This window comes from Paragemmobacter kunshanensis (assembly GCF_011059185.1).
GTDB classification, from domain to species: Bacteria; Pseudomonadota; Alphaproteobacteria; order Rhodobacterales; family Rhodobacteraceae; genus Paragemmobacter; species Paragemmobacter kunshanensis.
The window spans coordinates 180,054-195,934 of record NZ_JAALFE010000003.1 but is presented as its reverse complement, the minus strand read 5'-3'; the positions used below and the strand labels follow the sequence as shown (position 1 = coordinate 195,934).

Sequence of the window (15,881 nt, the reverse complement as noted above, 5' to 3'; positions counted from 1 at the left end):
CGGGGGCCAGCCCCCGGACCCCCGGGGTATTTGGAACCAAGATGAAGGGCATCAAAGCCTGAGGGGCAAAAGCACGCCTCAGCTTCCCCAACCCTGCGGGTAAGCCCTGAGCCACCCCTCCGCCCACTCCACCCGTTCACTCCCCACGAACCCAGCCAGCCGCCCCAGCTCCGCCTCCAGCTTTGCCTGCCGCCCCCTGCCCCAGTTCACCCCCGGCTCTGGCCAGACTGCGCGCACCGCCAGCACTTCACCCGCCCGCTTCACGTCGATCCGCCCGACCAGCCTCTCCCCTTCCAGCAGCGGGAAGACGTAATAGCCGAAGACCCGCTTCGGCTCCGGCACGAAAACCTCGATCCGGTAGCGGAAGCCGAACAGGAATTCCGCCCGCGCCCGATCCCGTAGCGCCGGGTCAAAGGGCGACAGCACCCGCAGCCGCCCCGTCACCTCCGGCACCTCCGCCCCCGCCAGCCCCGGCACCGTAAAGACCCGCCGTCGCGTGCCATCCGCGCCCTCGACCAGCGCTTCCTCCACCCAGCCATCCCGCAGCGCCCGCGCCAGCCAGTCCCGCGCCACCTCGCCCGATACCGCGTTCCAATAGGCCGCCACCTCGCGCGCCGTGCCGAACCCCAACCGCTCCAGCGCGGACCCGCAGGCCCAATCCACCACCGCCTCCGGCGCAACCTCCACCGCCCGCACCGCATCAGGGATCACCCGCTCCGTCAGGTCATAGACCTTGCGGAACCCGTCCCGCCGCGTCACCGCGATCCGCCCCGTCCGCCACAGCCATTCCAGCGCGGTCTTCGACGGATGCCAGTCCCACCAGCCCCCCTTCCCCCGCGCCTCGCCCTCCCCCACATCGGACGAGGAAACAGGTCCATCCCGTGCGATCCGGTCCAGGATCGTACCGAATTGCGCCTGATACCCATCGCGGAACCAGCGCTGCCAGTTGCCATGCAGCCGCGCCTCATCCGCCGCGAACCGCGCCCGCCACATCGGCCACAGCCCCACCGGCAGGATCGAGGCATCATGCGTCCAATGCTCCCACAGCGCGCGCTCCCCCTCCAGCGCGCGCTTCAGCGCCGACGGACGATAGCCACCCCGCCGCGCCCAGAGGATCATGTCATGCGCGCGGGCCACGGTGGTGATGCTGTCCACCTGCACGAAACCGATCCGCGCCACCAGCCCCGCCAGCGCAGGCCCCGCGCAGGCCCCCAAAGGCGGCTCGGCCAGGGCATGGCGGTCCAGGAAATGCCGCCGCGCGGCGCTGTTGGGGATCAGCTTCAGGCTCATCCCCATGGCCTAGCAGCCCGCCCCGCCCGCCAACAAGCCCCGCCCTGCGGGCCGGATCGAAACATTCTGCAAGACTGTGGCCGAAATCGTGATCACGCCCTGCATCTGCGGCAATTGCATCGGTCCCGCGCCGGGTTAGTCTGGCTCTGCATCCCGCCCCCTTCTCCGCCCGGTTCCGCCGCCCCATGGTTCACGACACCCCGCTGATCGCCACAGTTGTCGCCGGCCTTTCGCTGGCCTTCCTCTTCGGGCTGATCGCCAATCGCCTGCGCCTGCCCATGCTGGCGGGCTATCTGCTGGCAGGCATCGTGCTGGGCCCCTTCACCCCGGGCTATGTGGCCGACCAGAACCTCGCCACCCAACTGGCCGAACTGGGCGTCATCCTGCTGATGTTCGGCGTCGGCCTGCATTTCTCGCTGCGCGACCTGCTCGCCGTGCGCGCCCTCGCCATCCCCGGCGCGCTGGGCCAGATCGCCGTGGCCACCCTCGCGGGCCTTGGCCTTTCCCTTCTCATGGGCTGGGGCCTTGGCGCCGGGCTGATCTTCGGCCTCTCGCTTTCCGTCGCCTCCACCGTCGTCCTCTTGCGCGCGCTGCAGGACCGCGATCTCGTCGCCACCGAACGCGGCCGCATCGCCGTGGGCTGGCTGATCGTCGAGGATGTGGTCATGGTCCTCACCCTCGTCCTCATCCCGCCACTCGCGGGCCTGCTCGGCGGCATCGCCCAACCGGTAGAGGGCGAGGCCGAACAGGAAGTCCTCCGCCTCGGCTTTGGCCCGGTCACGGCCACGCTCTCGGTCACGCTGGCGAAGTTCGCGGCCTTCGTCGCGCTGATGCTGATCGTCGGGCGCAAGGTGATCCCCTGGATCCTGCACTACGTCGCCCATACCGGCAGCCGCGAACTCTTTCGCCTTGCCGTCCTTGCCATCGCGCTGGGCGTGGCCTTCGGCTCGTCACAGGTCTTCGGCGTTTCCTTCGCACTGGGGGCCTTCTTCGCGGGCATGGTCATGGCCTCTTCCACCCTGTCGCAACAGGCCATGCGCGAAACCCTGCCGCTGCGCGATGCCTTTGCGGTGCTCTTCTTCGTCTCGGTCGGGATGCTGTTCAACCCGGCCATCGTGGCGCAGGAACCGCTCGCGCTGATCGGCACGGTCCTTGTCATCCTGCTGGTGAAGTCGCTCGCCGCCTATGGCATCACCCGCGCCTTCGGCCATGCCCGGCCCACCTCGCTCACCATCGCGACCAGCCTCGCCCAGATCGGGGAATTCTCCTTCATCCTCATCGTGATGGGGGTGAAACTCGCCATCGTGCCCCCGGCGGCCAAGGATCTGGTTGTGGCCGGGGCGCTGATCTCGATCCTTGCCAATCCGCTGCTCTTCGCCGCGCTGGATCGCTGGATCGCCCGCCATCAGGATCCGGCCCCCCCGCCCGCCGCCGAACCCGAAGCCGAACCCCAAACCGCCCCAGCCTCGCCCCGCGATCCGGCCTGACCCCCCGCAGACCTAGCGCAGGACAGTCAGGATCCGCTCCAGCGGCTTTTTCCGCTTGGCCACGGCGGGCACCGTCGCGCCTTCGGCGGGCCACCCGACCGGCAGGATCATCACCGGCTTCTCCTCGGCCGGCCGCCCCAGCACCCCGTTCAGGAACTTCATCGGGTTCGGCGTATGCTCCAGGCAGACAAGCCCCGCCTGATGCAGCGCCGCGATCAGGAAGCCGGTCGCCAGGCCCACGCTTTCCGGCACATAGTAATTCTTGTAGCGCGCGCCATCCTCCGTCACGCCATAGCGCTGGGCAAAGACCACGATCAGCCAGGGCGCATCGGTCAGATGCGGCTTTTCCGCGCCCGTCCCGATGGGCTCCAGCGCGGCCAGCCATTCATCCCCCGCACCCCCGGAATAAAAGGCGCGCTCTTCCTCTTCCGCGCCCGCCCGGATGCGCGCCTTCAGCGCCGGATCGCCCACCGCCACGAAATGCCAGGGCTGGTGGTTCGCCCCCGACGGCGCGCTTCCCGCCACGGCGATGCAGGTCTCGATGATCTCCACCGGCACCGGGCGCGGGGAAAACTGCCGCACCGAATGGCGCTTCCTCATATAGCCAAGAAAGGCCCGCACATCCGCCAGCGCCTGATCGTCGGGCTTCTGCACCCGGTCGGGCAGGGGCAAAGCCTCATACCGCACCTCGCCCTTGCGATACATCTCAGCCCCCTCCGATCAATGCCCCCGCCGCAAAGACCAAAGCACCGCCCAGCACAACCTGCAAGGCCGCCCGCAGGAAGGGCGTCTCCATGAACCGGTTCTGGATCCAGGCAATCGCCCACAATTCCACAAAGACCACCACCATCGCGATGATCGTCGCCGTCCAGAAATCCGGAATCAGATAGGGCAGCGCATGGCCCATCCCGCCCAGCGTCGTCATCACGCCCGAGGCCAGCCCCCGCTTCCACGGGCTGCCCCGCCCCGACAGCACGCCATCATCATGCGCGGCTTCGGTGAAGCCCATCGAAATCCCCGCCCCGACCGAGGCCGCCGTCCCCACCAGAAACGTCGTCCATGTGTCCTGCGTGGCAAAGGCCGTCGCGAAAATCGGCGCGAGGGTGGAAACCGATCCATCCATCAGCCCCGCCAGCCCCGGCTGCACCCATGTCAGGATGAACTGGCGGCGCGCGGTGAAATCCTCATCCGCCCGCGTATCCTTGTCCAGATGCGCCTCGGTCAGCTCGGCCGCCCGCCGGTCATGCCCCGCCTCCGCCGCCGCCAGATCGCCCAGCAACCGCCGCGTCGCCGCATCCGATGTGGCCTGCGCCGCGCGGGTATAGAAGCCATGCGCCTCCTGCTCCATCGCCCGCGCCTCGCCCCGGATCGTCTCCAGGGGCAGGTTGGCCGACAGCCAGACCGGCTTTCGCGCATAATATCCCGCCACATGCTCGCGCCGGATCAGCGGGATCACCTCGCCAAACCGGCTGCGGTGCAACTCGATCAGCAGCTGGCGGTGCTGGTCCTCTTCCGCGGCCATGCCGTCAAAGATCGCCGCCGTGGCCGGAAACTCGGCCCGCAGCCTTTCGCCATATTGCCGATAGATGCGGGCGTCATCCTCTTCCGATGAAATCGCCAGCGCCAGGATCTCCTGCTCGGACAGATCGGCGAAACGGCGGCGGTTGCCCAGACCCGGAATCATGCATCACCCCATTAATTAGAACTATTCTAATTTAAAATCTGGCGATGGAAGCGCAAGCGAAAAAAGTGAACAGATCTGTTCACTTTCCCCTTGAAACCGCCGCGCAGCGCTGCCATCTCATAACTGAACGAAACGGTTCATTTCAGGAGTCGAAACAATGAAGCGCCTCGCCCCCCTCGCCCTTCTGCTTGCGATTGTCGCGGGTCCGTCCTTTGCCGGCGGCATCATCTTCGATCTGCCGGTCCTCACCTGGCCCGGCGACGAAGGCACGGCCACCCTCGGCACCAAGACGCCCGCGCCCCGGCCCTGAAGGGGCGCGCCGCCCTAGTCGATGGAACGGATCTGCTTCTTTTCCAGCACGCGCAGCACGGCGGGCAGGTCATGCCCCCGGCGCAGCACCTGCCCCTCCATCCCGATCACGGCATAGATCCCCTGCCGCCCCCGCAGCTTCGGGCGCTTTTCGATCCGATACAGCGGGTTCTCCGCCGTCCGCCGAAAGATGGAAAACACCGCCGCCTCGCGCAGGCAGGAAATGCCGTAATCGCGCCATTCCCCCATCGCCACCATGCGCCCGTACAGCGCGAGGATCGCCGAAAGCTCCTGCCGATCAAAGCTGACCTGTTCCTGCAGGCGGGTCGAGGCGGGGAAAGGGATCGGTGGCTGAACCGTCATCGGGCAAGCTTACGCCCTTGCACGGGCAAATCAAGCCTTGGGGATGCCGCGAAGACTCCGCAGGAATACCCTTATCTGATCCGAATTCCGCCGCGATCTGCCGCCATACACGGTTTCAGACGACAGGCCGGGGTCGGTATCACAGCCCCCACCAAGCGTCGGCCTCGGCCGGTCTGTCGCAATCGAAGGCCCCCGTCAAAGCGCGACGGGGGCCTTTCCTTTTGCCCCCTCAGGGAAAACCCGCCGCCCGCCGGATGATCCCCGTCTCCAGCCCGCGCCAGTTCTTCTGCACCGCATCTAGCCGCTTCAGCGTGGCCGGATGCGCCGGATCCAGCACCCCCAGCCGCACCAGCAGCGCCGCAATCGCCCCCTCGGCCCCCCGCGTGCCGCCATCGGTGATCTTCAGCGCGATGCCCATCCGCCGCTCCGGCACGATCGCCACGAACACCGCCTCGGCCCCGGTCTTGATCGCCACGCGCCCGTCCATCGCCCGCATCAGCTCGGTGCAGGCCCGCCCCTCGCCCGCCACCATCTCGGGATGCGCGCCCATCGCCCGCGTCAGCCGGTGCATCGCCCGGTCCCGCGCATCGCCCGCCCCCGTCGCCGCCGCAAACCGCGCCATCGCCCGCGCCAGCCCATGAACCGAGGTGGCAAAATTCGGCGCCGAACAGCCGTCGATCCCGTAGCCCGGCGATGCCTCGCCCGTCACCTCCTCGAAGGCCGCCTTCACCGCCTTCTGCACCGGATGGTCCACCTCCACATATTCCGACCCGCCCCCGATATGCCGGTTCAGCGTCAGAAACCCCGCATGCTTGCCCGAACAGTTGTTGTGGCACTGGCAGGGCTTCTCCTCCGCCCGGATCAGCCTGTTCCGCTCGGCCGTGTCATAGGGCTCATGCGCGCCGCAGCGCAGATCGGCCTCCGACAGGCCCAGATCCGCCAGCCAGCGCCCGACCGCCTCGGTATGGATCGCCGCCCCCTGATGGCTCGCACAGGCCAGCGCCACCTGCCGGTCGGTCAGGCCATGCGCCTCTGCCGCGCCGCTTTCCAGCAGGGGCAGCGCCTGCATCATCTTGCACGACGACCGCGGAAAGATCTCCGCCGCCGGATCCCCCCAGCTTTCCACGATCTGCCCGGTCTCGTCACAGATCACGGCATGGCCCGCATGGCGGCTCTCCAGCCGCCCCCCGCGCCACAGGTCGATCATCGGAACGGCTGCGCCCATTGCATCCTCCATCAGCGTCACAGATGCGCGATTTTCTGCCCAAGGGGCTTTCGCGGATTGGCCTTTTACGGTTAGAAGGGGATATCGAGTTGGCAAGCGCCGCGCCACAGGAAAAGGTCCGCGCCGCCCCCCGGGGCAGCGACAGGACAGTGGCCGGACCCAGAGGCAAAATGCGGAGGCCCCACCCAATGACCACCCCTATCAGCCGCGTTCTCGGCGCCGCCATCCTTGCGGTCAGCCTGTCGGGTGGCGCATCGCTGGCACAGGAAAGCAGCAACCGCGTCGCCGTCACCTCCGACTGGAACGTGTTCGCCGAGGAAAGCCCCAAGGAATGCTGGGGCGTCACCGTCCCCAAGGAAACCGTCAACACCCGCGATGGCCAGCCCGTCTCGGTCCGCCGCGGCGACATCCTGCTTTTCGTCACCTTCCGCCCCGGCAAGCCCGGCGAAATCTCCTTCACCGGCGGCTATCCCTTCGCCGACGGCTCCACCGTCGCGGTGAATGTCGATGGCAACAGCTTCGAGCTGTTCACCGATGGCGAATGGGCCTGGCCCGCCTCGCCCGAGGTGGACGCCCAGCTTCTCGCCGCGATGAAGGCGGGCACCTCCGCCACGCTGACCGCGCGGTCCGGCAAGGGCACCCAGACGCAGGACACCTTCAGCCTCCGCGGCTTCACCGCCGCCATGACCGAAGCCGAAACCCGCTGCAAGTAACGCCCCGCCACCCCGGCCCCGCCGGGGGCAGGCTCTGCCGCATACCAGACCGGGCTCCCTTCGGGGAGCCTTTCGTTTTTCCCCCGAATCCCTTATAGAACGGCCTTCCAGCCTTCAGGACCAGACCCATGACCGCCACCGCGCCGATCACGCAAGACGTGCTGACCCTCCCGCGCAAGCTGCCCGAAGGCGGCCGGATCAACATCGTCGGCCTGACGCGCGACCAGCTTCGCGATGCCCTGATCGCGGCAGGCACCCCGGACCGGCAGGCCAAGATGCGGCTGGGGCAGATCTGGCAATGGGTCTATCACTGGGGCATCCGCGATTTCGCCGCGATGACCAACCTCTCCAAGGACTATCGCGCCCTTCTCGACAGCCATTTCACCATCGACCTGCCCGAAGTGGTGGATCGCCAGATTTCCGCCGATGGCACCCGCAAATACCTTGTCCGCATCGCCGGCGGGCATGAGGTGGAAACCGTCTACATCCCCGAGGAAAACCGCGGCACGCTCTGCATCTCGTCGCAGGTCGGCTGCACGCTCACCTGTTCCTTCTGCCATACCGGCACCCAGAAACTCGTCCGCAACCTCACCGCGGGCGAAATCGTGGGCCAGGTCATGCTGGCGCGCGATGATCTGGGCGAATGGCCCAGACCGGGCGAACCCAAGGATGAAACCCGCCTCGTCTCCAACGTCGTGCTGATGGGCATGGGCGAACCGCTCTACAATTTCGAAAACGTCCGCGACGCCATGAAGGTGGTCATGGATCACGAAGGGCTCACCCTCTCGCGCCGCCGCATCACGCTCTCCACCTCCGGGATCGTGCCGGAAATCGCCCGCACCGCCGAAGAAATCGGCTGCCTGCTGGCGGTCTCCTTCCACGCCACAACCGACGAGGTCCGCGACAAGCTGGTCCCCGTCAACAAGAAGTGGAACATCGAAACGCTGCTGAACGCCCTGCGCGATTACCCGCGCCTGTCCAACAGCGAACGCATCACCTTCGAATATGTCATGCTCAAGGGCGTGAATGACAGCGACGCCGATGCAAGGCGGCTGGTCAAGCTGATCGCGGGCATCCCCGCCAAGATCAACCTGATCCCCTTCAACGAATGGCCCGGCGCGCCCTATCAGCGCTCTGACTGGGACCGGATCGAGGCCTTCGCCGACATCATCTACAAGGCGGGTTACGCCAGCCCCATCCGCACCCCGCGGGGCGAGGATATCATGGCCGCCTGCGGGCAGTTGAAATCCGCCACCGAACGCGCCCGCAAGAGCCGCGCCGAAATCGCGGCCGAGGCCGGCATCGCGGGCTGACTCCACGCGCAACCCCGCCCCGGGCCCGACCCGGGGCCTCCCCTTCCACGCAGACCACCGCCCCGAATGTGTGCGCCAGCGCACCCTTAACCATGGCGTCACCTGCCAACCTGCCGGGATTTGTATGCACCGCCATCTGCACCGGCCGCTGCACTGCCGCGCTGAACGGTCGTTTCGGGCTAAAGCCCCAGCAATGCAGGCACTTTAACCATGGCGTCGAACAGGATCGCGCCTTCCGCCTCCAGCCCCGGATGCGCCCCCTTCGGCGCATAGCCCAGACAGCGCATCCCCGCCAGCCGCGCCGCCCGCGCCCCCGCCGCGCTGTCCTCGATCACCACGCAGCGCCCCGGCTCCACCCCCAGCCGCGCCGCCGCATACAGGTAAAGATCCGGCGCAGGCTTTGGCCGCCCCAGCGCCTGCCCCGAATAAAGATGCCCGCGAAACCGCTCCACCAGCCCATGCTGGCCCAGCGTGATCTGCATCTTCTCTTCCGTCCCGTTCGATCCCATCGCAAAGGGAATCCCTGCCTTTTCAAGGGCTTCCAGAACGTCAAGGATCCCCGGCACCAGCGCCACATCGGCCCGCAGCAGATCATACATCCGCGCATAGAAATCGCCGACCCACCCTTCGGGCAGCCGCGCGCCCTGCGCCGCGGCCCGCTCGGCCAGCACCTCCACCGTGATGCCGATATAGTCGCGCTCGATCTCGTCCATGCGCAGCGGCAGGCCATGCGCCGCCAGATCCTCGCGCAGCATGGCCAGCATCTGATGCTCGCTGTCCACCACCACGCCATCGCAATCGAACAGCACCGCGCCCGGCCTCATTCCGGCGCCTCCAGCAGCGTGACCAGCGTATCGCCATAGCGCCGTTGATCAAGCATTTCAAAGCCTTGCGGGATCTCCGGCGCCACGCCCTCTTCCCAGACAATCATCGCGCCGGGGGCAATCCACCCGCCCTCGATGCAAGAGACAAGCGCCTTTTCCCCCAGCCCCTTGCCATAGGGCGGGTCCAGGAACACCAGCGAATACCCCGCCCCCCGGTTCGGCCCCATCCGCGTCGCATCCCGCCGCCAGACATCCGTCACGCCCATCGTCCGCGTCAACTCGATGTTCCGCCGAAGCAGCGCCCTTGCCGCCGCCCCGTCATCGACAAAAGCCACCCGCGCCGCCCCGCGCGAGATCGCCTCCAACCCCAAGGCCCCCGTCCCGGCAAACAGATCCAGCACCCTCGCCCCGCTGATCGGGTCGCCAAAACCCCCGTTTATCAACAGGTTGAAGATCGACTCCCGCACCCGGTCCGAGGTGGGGCGCAGATGCGCCTTCGCATCCCCCTCGCCCACCGGCGCCAGATGCAGCCCCCGGAACTGGCCGCCGATGATCCTCATGCGCCCGCCACCGTCATGCCTTCAGCAGGCCCTTCAACTCCACCGCCGGATCGGCCACGACCTCTGCCGCGGGGGATTTCCCCATCTCGATCAACCGCTTGCCCACCATATAGGCGCGGCTGTCATTCATCGCATCCACCGCCAGCAGCGCATCCCCGCGATAATACCAGAAGGAAACCGCCCCCCCCTCGCCCGGCCGCGTGACGATCCGGTCATAGCCCGCATTCAGCCCCGCGATCTGCAACTTGCAATCGTACTGGTCCGACCAGAACCACGGCTTGGCCTCATAAGCCTTTGCCAAACCGCAGATATTTTCCGCCACAGCCTCGGCCATGTCGATGGCGTTCCCCACCGATTCCAGCCGCAGCCGCCCGCCCTTCCAGGGGAAAGACGCGCAATCCCCCGCCGCCCAGACATGCGGCGCAGAGGTCCGCCCGTGGTCATCGCAGGCAATCCCGTTCTCCACCGCGATCCCCGCCGCTTCGGCCAGCGCGGTGGCCGGCACGATCCCCACCCCCGCGATGACGAAATCCGCAGGCAATTCCCGCCCGTCCGACAGGCGCACGCCCGTCACCCGCCCCTCACCCAGCAACCGATCAAGCCCCGTGGATTCAAGGATTTTCACCCCCCGCGCCCCATGCAGCGCGCGGAAATAATCCGATGTCTCCGGCGAAGCCACCCGCTGCAGGATGCGCGGCGCCATCTCCAGCACGGTCACATCCAGCCCCAGCTTCGCCCCCACCGCCGCCGCCTCCAGCCCGATATAGCCGCCCCCCACGATCACCAACCGCCGCCCAGCCGCGAACTCGCCCCGCATCGCATCCACATCGGCCAGCGTCCGCACGGTGAACACCCCGCCCAGATCGCCCCCGATGGCCGCAGGCAACCGGCGCGGCACCGATCCCGTGGTCAGCACCAGCTCGTCATAGCCCACCGCCTCGCCGCCCAGCGTCACCACCCGCGCGGCGGTGTCGATCGCCTCCACCCGCGCGCCCAGCCGCAGCGTAATCCCCTGTTCCGCATAGAAATCGGCAGATCGCAGCCACAGCCGCTCTTCCTCCATCTCGCCCAGAAGATAGGCTTTCGACAAAGGCGGCCGCTGATAGGGCGGCGCGGGTTCCTCGCCGATGATCGTCACCGCGCCGTCAAATCCCAGCGCCCGCAGCTTCGCCGCACAGGCGGCCCCCGCCTGCCCGGCCCCCACGATCACCACATGCGCCATCGCCATCCCCCCGTTTCCATCTGGCCGAAGCCCGGGCCGGACCCTATATCCCAGCATCACAGGAACGCAACTTGATGAGGGACGAAGAATGACGATTTCCGTAGGCCAGCCGCTGCCGGATGCCACGCTGATCCAGATGGGCCCCAACGGGGCCGAATCCGTATCGGTCCATGCCAAGGCCAAGGGCCGCAAGGTCGTGATCTTCGCCGTGCCGGGGGCCTTCACGCCCACCTGCCATTCGGCCCATGTGCCCAGCTTCATCCGCACCAAGGATGGCTTCGCCGCCAAGGGCGTGGATGAGATCATCTGCATCTCGGTCAACGATCCCTTCGTGATGAAGGCCTGGGGCGAGTCGACGGGCGCGGCAAATGCCGGCATCACCATGCTGGCCGACGCGGATTCAAGCTTCACCAAGGCCATGGGCCTGGCCTTCGACGCGCCCCCGGTCGGGCTGCTGGCCCGCTCCAAGCGCTATGCGCTTTACGCCGAGGATGGCGTGGTCAAGGCGCTGCACCTCGAGGAAAGCCCCGGCACCTGCGAAATCTCGGGCGGCGAGGCGCTGCTCAAGGCGATCTGACGGAAAGGCGGGGTGAACCCCGCCCTACCCCTGTCTCATGGCGGATGGCGGGGAGACCCCCGTCCTACCCCCGTCTCATGGCGGATGGCGGGGAGACCCCCGCCCTACCCCGTCTCATGGCGGATGGCGGGGAGACCCCCGCCCTACGGCGGCGCTTTCGGGTAGGGCGGGGTCAACCCCGCGCGCCCCGGACGTGATCCGGGGCCTCCCCCGGCTGCCCTGCTGCGCCATGAGCGGAGGAGGTCCCGGGTCAGGCCCGGGACGGGGTTGCCGGGGGAGGGGCCGCCTTGACACCGCCTTCGCCGCCCCTCCCGGCGCGCAATCGCCGCCGCAGGGGGCGGCCCGGCCTCGCCCATTGTCCGCAGCGCCTTCTCCCTGCACAATCGCCGGAACCACAAGCAACAAGGGCAGAACCGTGCAGATCGACCGTCGCGCCTTCAACCTCGGCCTCATCGGCCTCGGCCTTTCCGCCTGCAGCCAAAGCCTGCCGATGGTCGGCGGGGGCGGCAGCCTTCCGCAATCCCTGCCCGATGACCTGCGCCCCGTGCCCAATGCCGCCTATGACGCCTGGGTCGCCTCTTTCCGCGCCCGGGCCGCGGATCGCGGCATCGCGCAGCCCACCCTTTCGGCGGCCTTCCGCGACGCGGGCTTCCTGCCCGGCGTCATCACCCGCGACCGCAACCAGACCGAAACCTCCCGCAGCCTCGAGGATTACCTCTCCATCGCCGTCTCGGACGAGCGCGTCACCAAGGGCCGCGCCGCCTTTGCCCGCCATCGCGGCCTGCTGACGGATCTGCAATCCCGCAGCGGCGTGGATGCCGAAATCATCTGCGCGATCTGGGGATTGGAAAGCTTCTACGGCGAAAGGCGCGGCGATGTTCCGGTGATCTCGGCCACCTCGACCCTGGCCTTCGACGGCCGCCGCGGGGCCTTCTTCGAACAGCAACTGACCGCCGCGCTCCGCATCCTGCAGAACGGCGATATCCCCGCCAACCGGATGACGGGCAGCTGGGCAGGGGCCATGGGCCATACCCAGTTCATCCCCACCTCCTATCTCGACTTCGCCGTCGACTATACCGGCGACGGGCGGCGCGACATCTGGTCGGACGACCCCTCCGATGCGCTGGCCTCCGCCGCCGCCTATCTGCAAAGGAACGGCTGGTCCCGCGGCCTGCGCTGGGGCGGAGAGGTGGGAAACAACGCCCCCGCAGGCAGCATCATCCAGCCGCAGGCAGGCGGGCCGCAATTCGCCACCACCGCCAATTTCCGCGTGATCAAGCGCTACAACAACTCCGATGCCTATGCGATCGGCGTGGGCCATCTGGCCGACCGCATCGCGGGCGGTGGCCCCCTGCGCGGCAGCTTCCCGCCCGATGCCAACGGCCTGACCAAGGCCGACCGCATCCGCCTGCAGCAACGCCTCACCGCGCTGGGCTTTGATACGCAGGGCAGCGACGGCGTCATCGGCAAGAACACCGAAACCGCCATCCGCGCCTTCCAGGCCGCCCGCGGCCTGCCCGTCACCGGCCAACCCTCGCAGGCGCTGCTGCAAAGTCTGGGCTAGGCTGTCGTCTCATTCCCCTCCGGCCAGCCGCTGCGCGTCAGAGGATCCGCCGCTCCAACTCCCGCGGATCCGCGACATCGACATGCCAGAACGCCACCGCCCCCTCCGGCAGACGGGCCAGAACCCGCTCCAGATCGGCCCGGTCACAATGGCGGCGCAGGGCCCATGCCGTGGCCTCGATGGCATGGTCGGGTGTCAGGTTGTGATGTGGCCGGACCTGCTTCACCTCCCGCACCAGCGCGCCGCGCGCCGCAAAGGGCAGGGGCGGATCCAGAATCACCCATCCCGCGACGAACACCGCCCGTGGGATCGCGGGCAGGACCGAGGCGAAATCCAACCCCTGCTGCGCTGTCAGCCGCCGCCGGAACACCTGCAAGACGGCATCCATCGCCGTATAGGCCATGTTGTCGGACTCCAGCACCATCCGCTCCTTCAGATCGTCCAGAATGGCCCGCCATTCTCTTGAAGCATGGCGATAGGTCCACGGCATCGGCATCTTCCGTCCCCTCTCCTCCGTTCCCGCGGCCCCCAGGATCAGACGGCCCTGCGCATCAGACTGGCCGCCCGGAAGGAAGCATCTTCACCCCCCGGCAACCCGCCTGTAGGCCGCCATCATCTCCTCCAGCGGCACCCCGTCGATCGTCACGCCGGCCAGGCGGCAATTCCGCAGCACCGCGCCGGACAGGTTCAGGTTCTCGAACACCGCGCCCGACAGGTTCACGTCATTCACCCGCCAGCCGGTCATGTTGCTGTCGTTGAACCGCGCGCCCGAGAAGTTGATCTGGTTGAAACTCGCCCCCGACAGGTTCGCATCGTTGAACCGCGATCCCGACAGATCGGCATCGTTCACATCCAGCCGCGCCGTCACGCGATGCAGGTCCATGGCTTCCCCTCTCCTTGGCAGATCCCTGCCCAACGAGGCCACACCCGCCCCCGCCCGTCAACAGGGCGAAGCGCGTAGGGCGGGGTTCACCCCGCCACTCCCCGAAACCACCGCAAAGGTAGGGCGGGGTTCACCCCGCCACTCCCTACAACCACCGCAAAGGTAGGGCGGGGTTCACCCCGCCCCCCCTCACTCCCCGCCGTGACAGAACCATCCCCCCGTCACGTCGCCGCCATGGGCAAAGAACAGCCACAGCCTTTCGCCGCCCTCCGTCTCCACCCGCCAGTAATCGCGCGGCCCCGACCGCCAGTCGGGATCGTCCAGCCACCATTCCGGCGCGATCCGCTCCGGCCCCGTCGCCACCCGCGTCACCATCTCGCGCCGCCGCCAGCGGAAGCGCGCGGGGGGCGTCGGGTCATCCTGCGGCGCGCCCACCGGCTCGGGCCGGAACAGCACCAGGGGCCGCACCCCCCGCTTCGGCCATGGCCCGGCAAAGGGGGCAGACCAGGCCGCCGCCAGAACCTGCGCCCCCTTCTCGGGCAGATGGCTTTCCCCCGGATGAAACCGCGTCACCGCCTCGGCCCCCAGCCGCACGCCCAGCTTGCCCAGAAGGTCGTCCAGCCCCCCCTCCTGCGGCGCCCCGCCCCCCGCCGCCGGGCTGCGATGCTGCACCGGCGACAGCGCCTCGGTCACCACCGCCTCCAGCCGCAGCATGTCGATCCCGAAACCGGCCTCCAGATCCGGCAGCTTCATCCACAGCAGGGGCCGGATCCGATCCTCGCGGTCCGAGGCGCGGGCCAGCCCCACCTCGGCCACCTCCACCCGCCCATCGGCGCGGAACGCCTGCAACCGCACCCGCCGCGCCCCCCGGCCATGGCGGCGCAGCCGCGCGCAGAGCACCGGCAGCAACCGCTCCACCCCCGCCTCCACATCGGCCAGCAGGCCGATGGGATCGGGCAGGCTGATCCGCGCCGCGAAATGCAACGGCGCGCCTGCCGGCGTCACCGGCTCTGGCTCCAGCCCCAGCGCCTGATCCAGCCGCCTGAGGACGCCCGCCCCGAACCGCCGCGCCAGCGCGGCGCGCGGCAGCACGGCGATATCCTCTACCCGGCGCAGGCCCAGCCGCACCAACCCCTCCACCGCCTCCGCCTCCAGCCGCAGCGCCGCCACCGGCAGCGGGGCCAGCGCCTGCCGCATCTGCCCGCGCGGCGCGATCACCCCGCGCGGCCCCGCCTCCGCCCCCGCACCCATCCCGCCGACCGGCAGCGCCCCGCCCCTTTCCCAGCCCCGCCGCTTGGCCGCCCGCGACCGCGTCGCATGCGCCTCCTGCTGGATCGCATCCCCGCTGCGATGCAGCTGCACCCCGCGCCCGGCATGGCGCGACAGCGCCCAGGCCGCCCCCGGCGTATCGGCAATCGCCGCCCGCAGGGACAGGCCCAGCGCCTCGCAATCCGCCTCGACCTGCGCCAGAAGCGCGGCCTCGCCGCCGAACAGATGCGCGCAGCCCGTCAGATCCACCACCAGCCCCGCCGGCGGCTCTTCCGCCACCCAGGGGCTGAACTTGCCCGCCCAGCGCCGCAGGCCCGTCAGGAATGCCGCATCGCCCTGGGGATCGGCGGGCACCGTCTGCAATCCCGGGCAGACCGCCGTCGCATCGCGCAAGGGCTGGCCCGGCTGCAGCCCCAACGCCTCGGCCTCGGCCGAAACCGACAGGATCACCTGCGCCCCGCCGCGATCCGCCACGATGGCCAGCGGCCCCTCCGGCACCGCCAGGCGCGACCGGCGCAGCACACGTTCCGCCGCAAGCCGCGGGAACCACAGGGAAAGGATGCGGCGCTGGGCCATGAGTCGCCATTCGTTCACATTT

At 68.6% G+C, this 15,881-nt stretch carries 17 protein-coding genes; 6 read left to right on the top strand and 11 right to left on the bottom strand.

Annotation, left to right across the window (positions count from 1 at the left end):
* Window positions 1-78: 78 nt before the first annotated feature.
* A complete protein-coding gene (locus tag G5V65_RS04795) occupies window positions 79-1,290 on the bottom strand; it encodes a winged helix-turn-helix domain-containing protein (RefSeq protein WP_165047451.1) in 1,212 nt (403 codons plus the stop codon).
* Between the two features lie 185 nt (window positions 1,291-1,475).
* Here G5V65_RS04795 and G5V65_RS04790 point away from each other — a divergent pair, with 185 nt between their 5' ends.
* The gene (locus G5V65_RS04790; protein ID WP_165047450.1) at window positions 1,476-2,777 is read left to right on the top strand and encodes a cation:proton antiporter domain-containing protein; all 1,302 of its coding nucleotides are present in this window, start codon (window positions 1,476-1,478) and stop codon (window positions 2,775-2,777) included.
* A 12-nt stretch (window positions 2,778-2,789) separates the two neighbouring features.
* On the opposite strand, the gene G5V65_RS04785 is transcribed toward G5V65_RS04790, so the two are convergent.
* Window positions 2,790-3,482 (bottom strand): nitroreductase family protein, encoded by a 693-nt coding sequence (locus G5V65_RS04785; protein WP_165047448.1) that lies wholly within the window; start codon window positions 3,480-3,482, stop codon window positions 2,790-2,792.
* 1 nt (window position 3,483) lies between these two features.
* The gene (mbfA, locus tag G5V65_RS04780) at window positions 3,484-4,461 is read right to left on the bottom strand and encodes an iron exporter MbfA (protein WP_165047447.1); all 978 of its coding nucleotides are present in this window, start codon (window positions 4,459-4,461) and stop codon (window positions 3,484-3,486) included.
* 157 nt (window positions 4,462-4,618) lie between these two features.
* Between mbfA and G5V65_RS04775 the strand changes: the two genes are divergently transcribed.
* Complete coding sequence (locus tag G5V65_RS04775) at window positions 4,619-4,771, top strand: hypothetical protein (protein WP_165047446.1); 153 nt, start codon at window positions 4,619-4,621, stop codon at window positions 4,769-4,771.
* Window positions 4,772-4,785: 14 nt separating this feature from the next.
* Here the strand turns inward: G5V65_RS04775 and G5V65_RS04770 are convergent, their stop codons facing one another.
* Both G5V65_RS04770 and G5V65_RS04765 read right to left on the bottom strand, forming a co-directional pair.
* Window positions 4,786-5,133 carry a DUF2794 domain-containing protein gene (locus tag G5V65_RS04770; RefSeq protein ID WP_165047445.1) on the bottom strand — a complete coding sequence of 116 codons (348 nt, stop codon included), beginning with the start codon at window positions 5,131-5,133 and terminating at the stop codon, window positions 4,786-4,788.
* 229 nt (window positions 5,134-5,362) lie between these two features.
* The gene (locus tag G5V65_RS04765; RefSeq protein WP_165047443.1) at window positions 5,363-6,358 is read right to left on the bottom strand and encodes an asparaginase; all 996 of its coding nucleotides are present in this window, start codon (window positions 6,356-6,358) and stop codon (window positions 5,363-5,365) included.
* 188 nt (window positions 6,359-6,546) lie between these two features.
* Between G5V65_RS04765 and G5V65_RS04760 the strand changes: the two genes are divergently transcribed.
* Both G5V65_RS04760 and rlmN read left to right on the top strand, forming a co-directional pair.
* Window positions 6,547-7,071, top strand: coding sequence for an invasion associated locus B family protein (locus tag G5V65_RS04760; protein WP_165047442.1), 525 nt, complete (start codon window positions 6,547-6,549; stop codon window positions 7,069-7,071).
* 128 nt (window positions 7,072-7,199) lie between these two features.
* Complete coding sequence (rlmN, locus tag G5V65_RS04755) at window positions 7,200-8,384, top strand: 23S rRNA (adenine(2503)-C(2))-methyltransferase RlmN (RefSeq protein ID WP_165047441.1); 1,185 nt, start codon at window positions 7,200-7,202, stop codon at window positions 8,382-8,384.
* 179 nt (window positions 8,385-8,563) lie between these two features.
* Here the strand turns inward: rlmN and G5V65_RS04750 are convergent, their stop codons facing one another.
* Genes G5V65_RS04750 through G5V65_RS04740 form a run of 3 tightly spaced genes read right to left on the bottom strand, consistent with a single transcriptional unit; the run spans window position 8,564 to window position 10,990 of the window.
* The gene (locus tag G5V65_RS04750) at window positions 8,564-9,208 is read right to left on the bottom strand and encodes an HAD family hydrolase (RefSeq protein ID WP_165047440.1); all 645 of its coding nucleotides are present in this window, start codon (window positions 9,206-9,208) and stop codon (window positions 8,564-8,566) included.
* Complete coding sequence (gene rsmD / locus G5V65_RS04745) at window positions 9,205-9,768, bottom strand: 16S rRNA (guanine(966)-N(2))-methyltransferase RsmD (RefSeq protein WP_165047439.1); 564 nt, start codon at window positions 9,766-9,768, stop codon at window positions 9,205-9,207. Before rsmD ends, G5V65_RS04750 begins: the two co-directional genes overlap by 4 nt.
* A gap of 13 nt (window positions 9,769-9,781) precedes the next feature.
* Window positions 9,782-10,990, bottom strand: a complete 1,209-nt coding sequence (locus G5V65_RS04740; protein ID WP_165047555.1) for an NAD(P)/FAD-dependent oxidoreductase — start codon at window positions 10,988-10,990, stop codon at window positions 9,782-9,784.
* Between the two features lie 88 nt (window positions 10,991-11,078).
* Between G5V65_RS04740 and G5V65_RS04735 the strand changes: the two genes are divergently transcribed.
* Together G5V65_RS04735 and G5V65_RS04730 are read left to right on the top strand one after the other, a co-directional pair.
* Window positions 11,079-11,567, top strand: coding sequence for a peroxiredoxin (locus G5V65_RS04735; RefSeq protein ID WP_165047438.1), 489 nt, complete (start codon window positions 11,079-11,081; stop codon window positions 11,565-11,567).
* Window positions 11,568-11,982: 415 nt separating this feature from the next.
* Entirely contained in the window at window positions 11,983-13,131 is a 1,149-nt protein-coding gene (locus tag G5V65_RS04730; protein WP_343162816.1) for a lytic murein transglycosylase, read from the top strand.
* A 37-nt stretch (window positions 13,132-13,168) separates the two neighbouring features.
* On the opposite strand, the gene G5V65_RS04725 is transcribed toward G5V65_RS04730, so the two are convergent.
* The 3 genes from G5V65_RS04725 to G5V65_RS04715 form a co-directional block, all read right to left on the bottom strand.
* Window positions 13,169-13,627 carry a DUF2267 domain-containing protein gene (locus G5V65_RS04725; RefSeq protein ID WP_165047435.1) on the bottom strand — a complete coding sequence of 153 codons (459 nt, stop codon included), beginning with the start codon at window positions 13,625-13,627 and terminating at the stop codon, window positions 13,169-13,171.
* An 84-nt stretch (window positions 13,628-13,711) separates the two neighbouring features.
* A complete protein-coding gene (locus G5V65_RS04720; protein WP_165047434.1) occupies window positions 13,712-14,014 on the bottom strand; it encodes a pentapeptide repeat-containing protein in 303 nt (100 codons plus the stop codon).
* Between the two features lie 189 nt (window positions 14,015-14,203).
* Entirely contained in the window at window positions 14,204-15,859 is a 1,656-nt protein-coding gene (locus G5V65_RS04715; protein ID WP_165047433.1) for a Y-family DNA polymerase, read from the bottom strand.
* Window positions 15,860-15,881 lie beyond the last annotated feature (22 nt).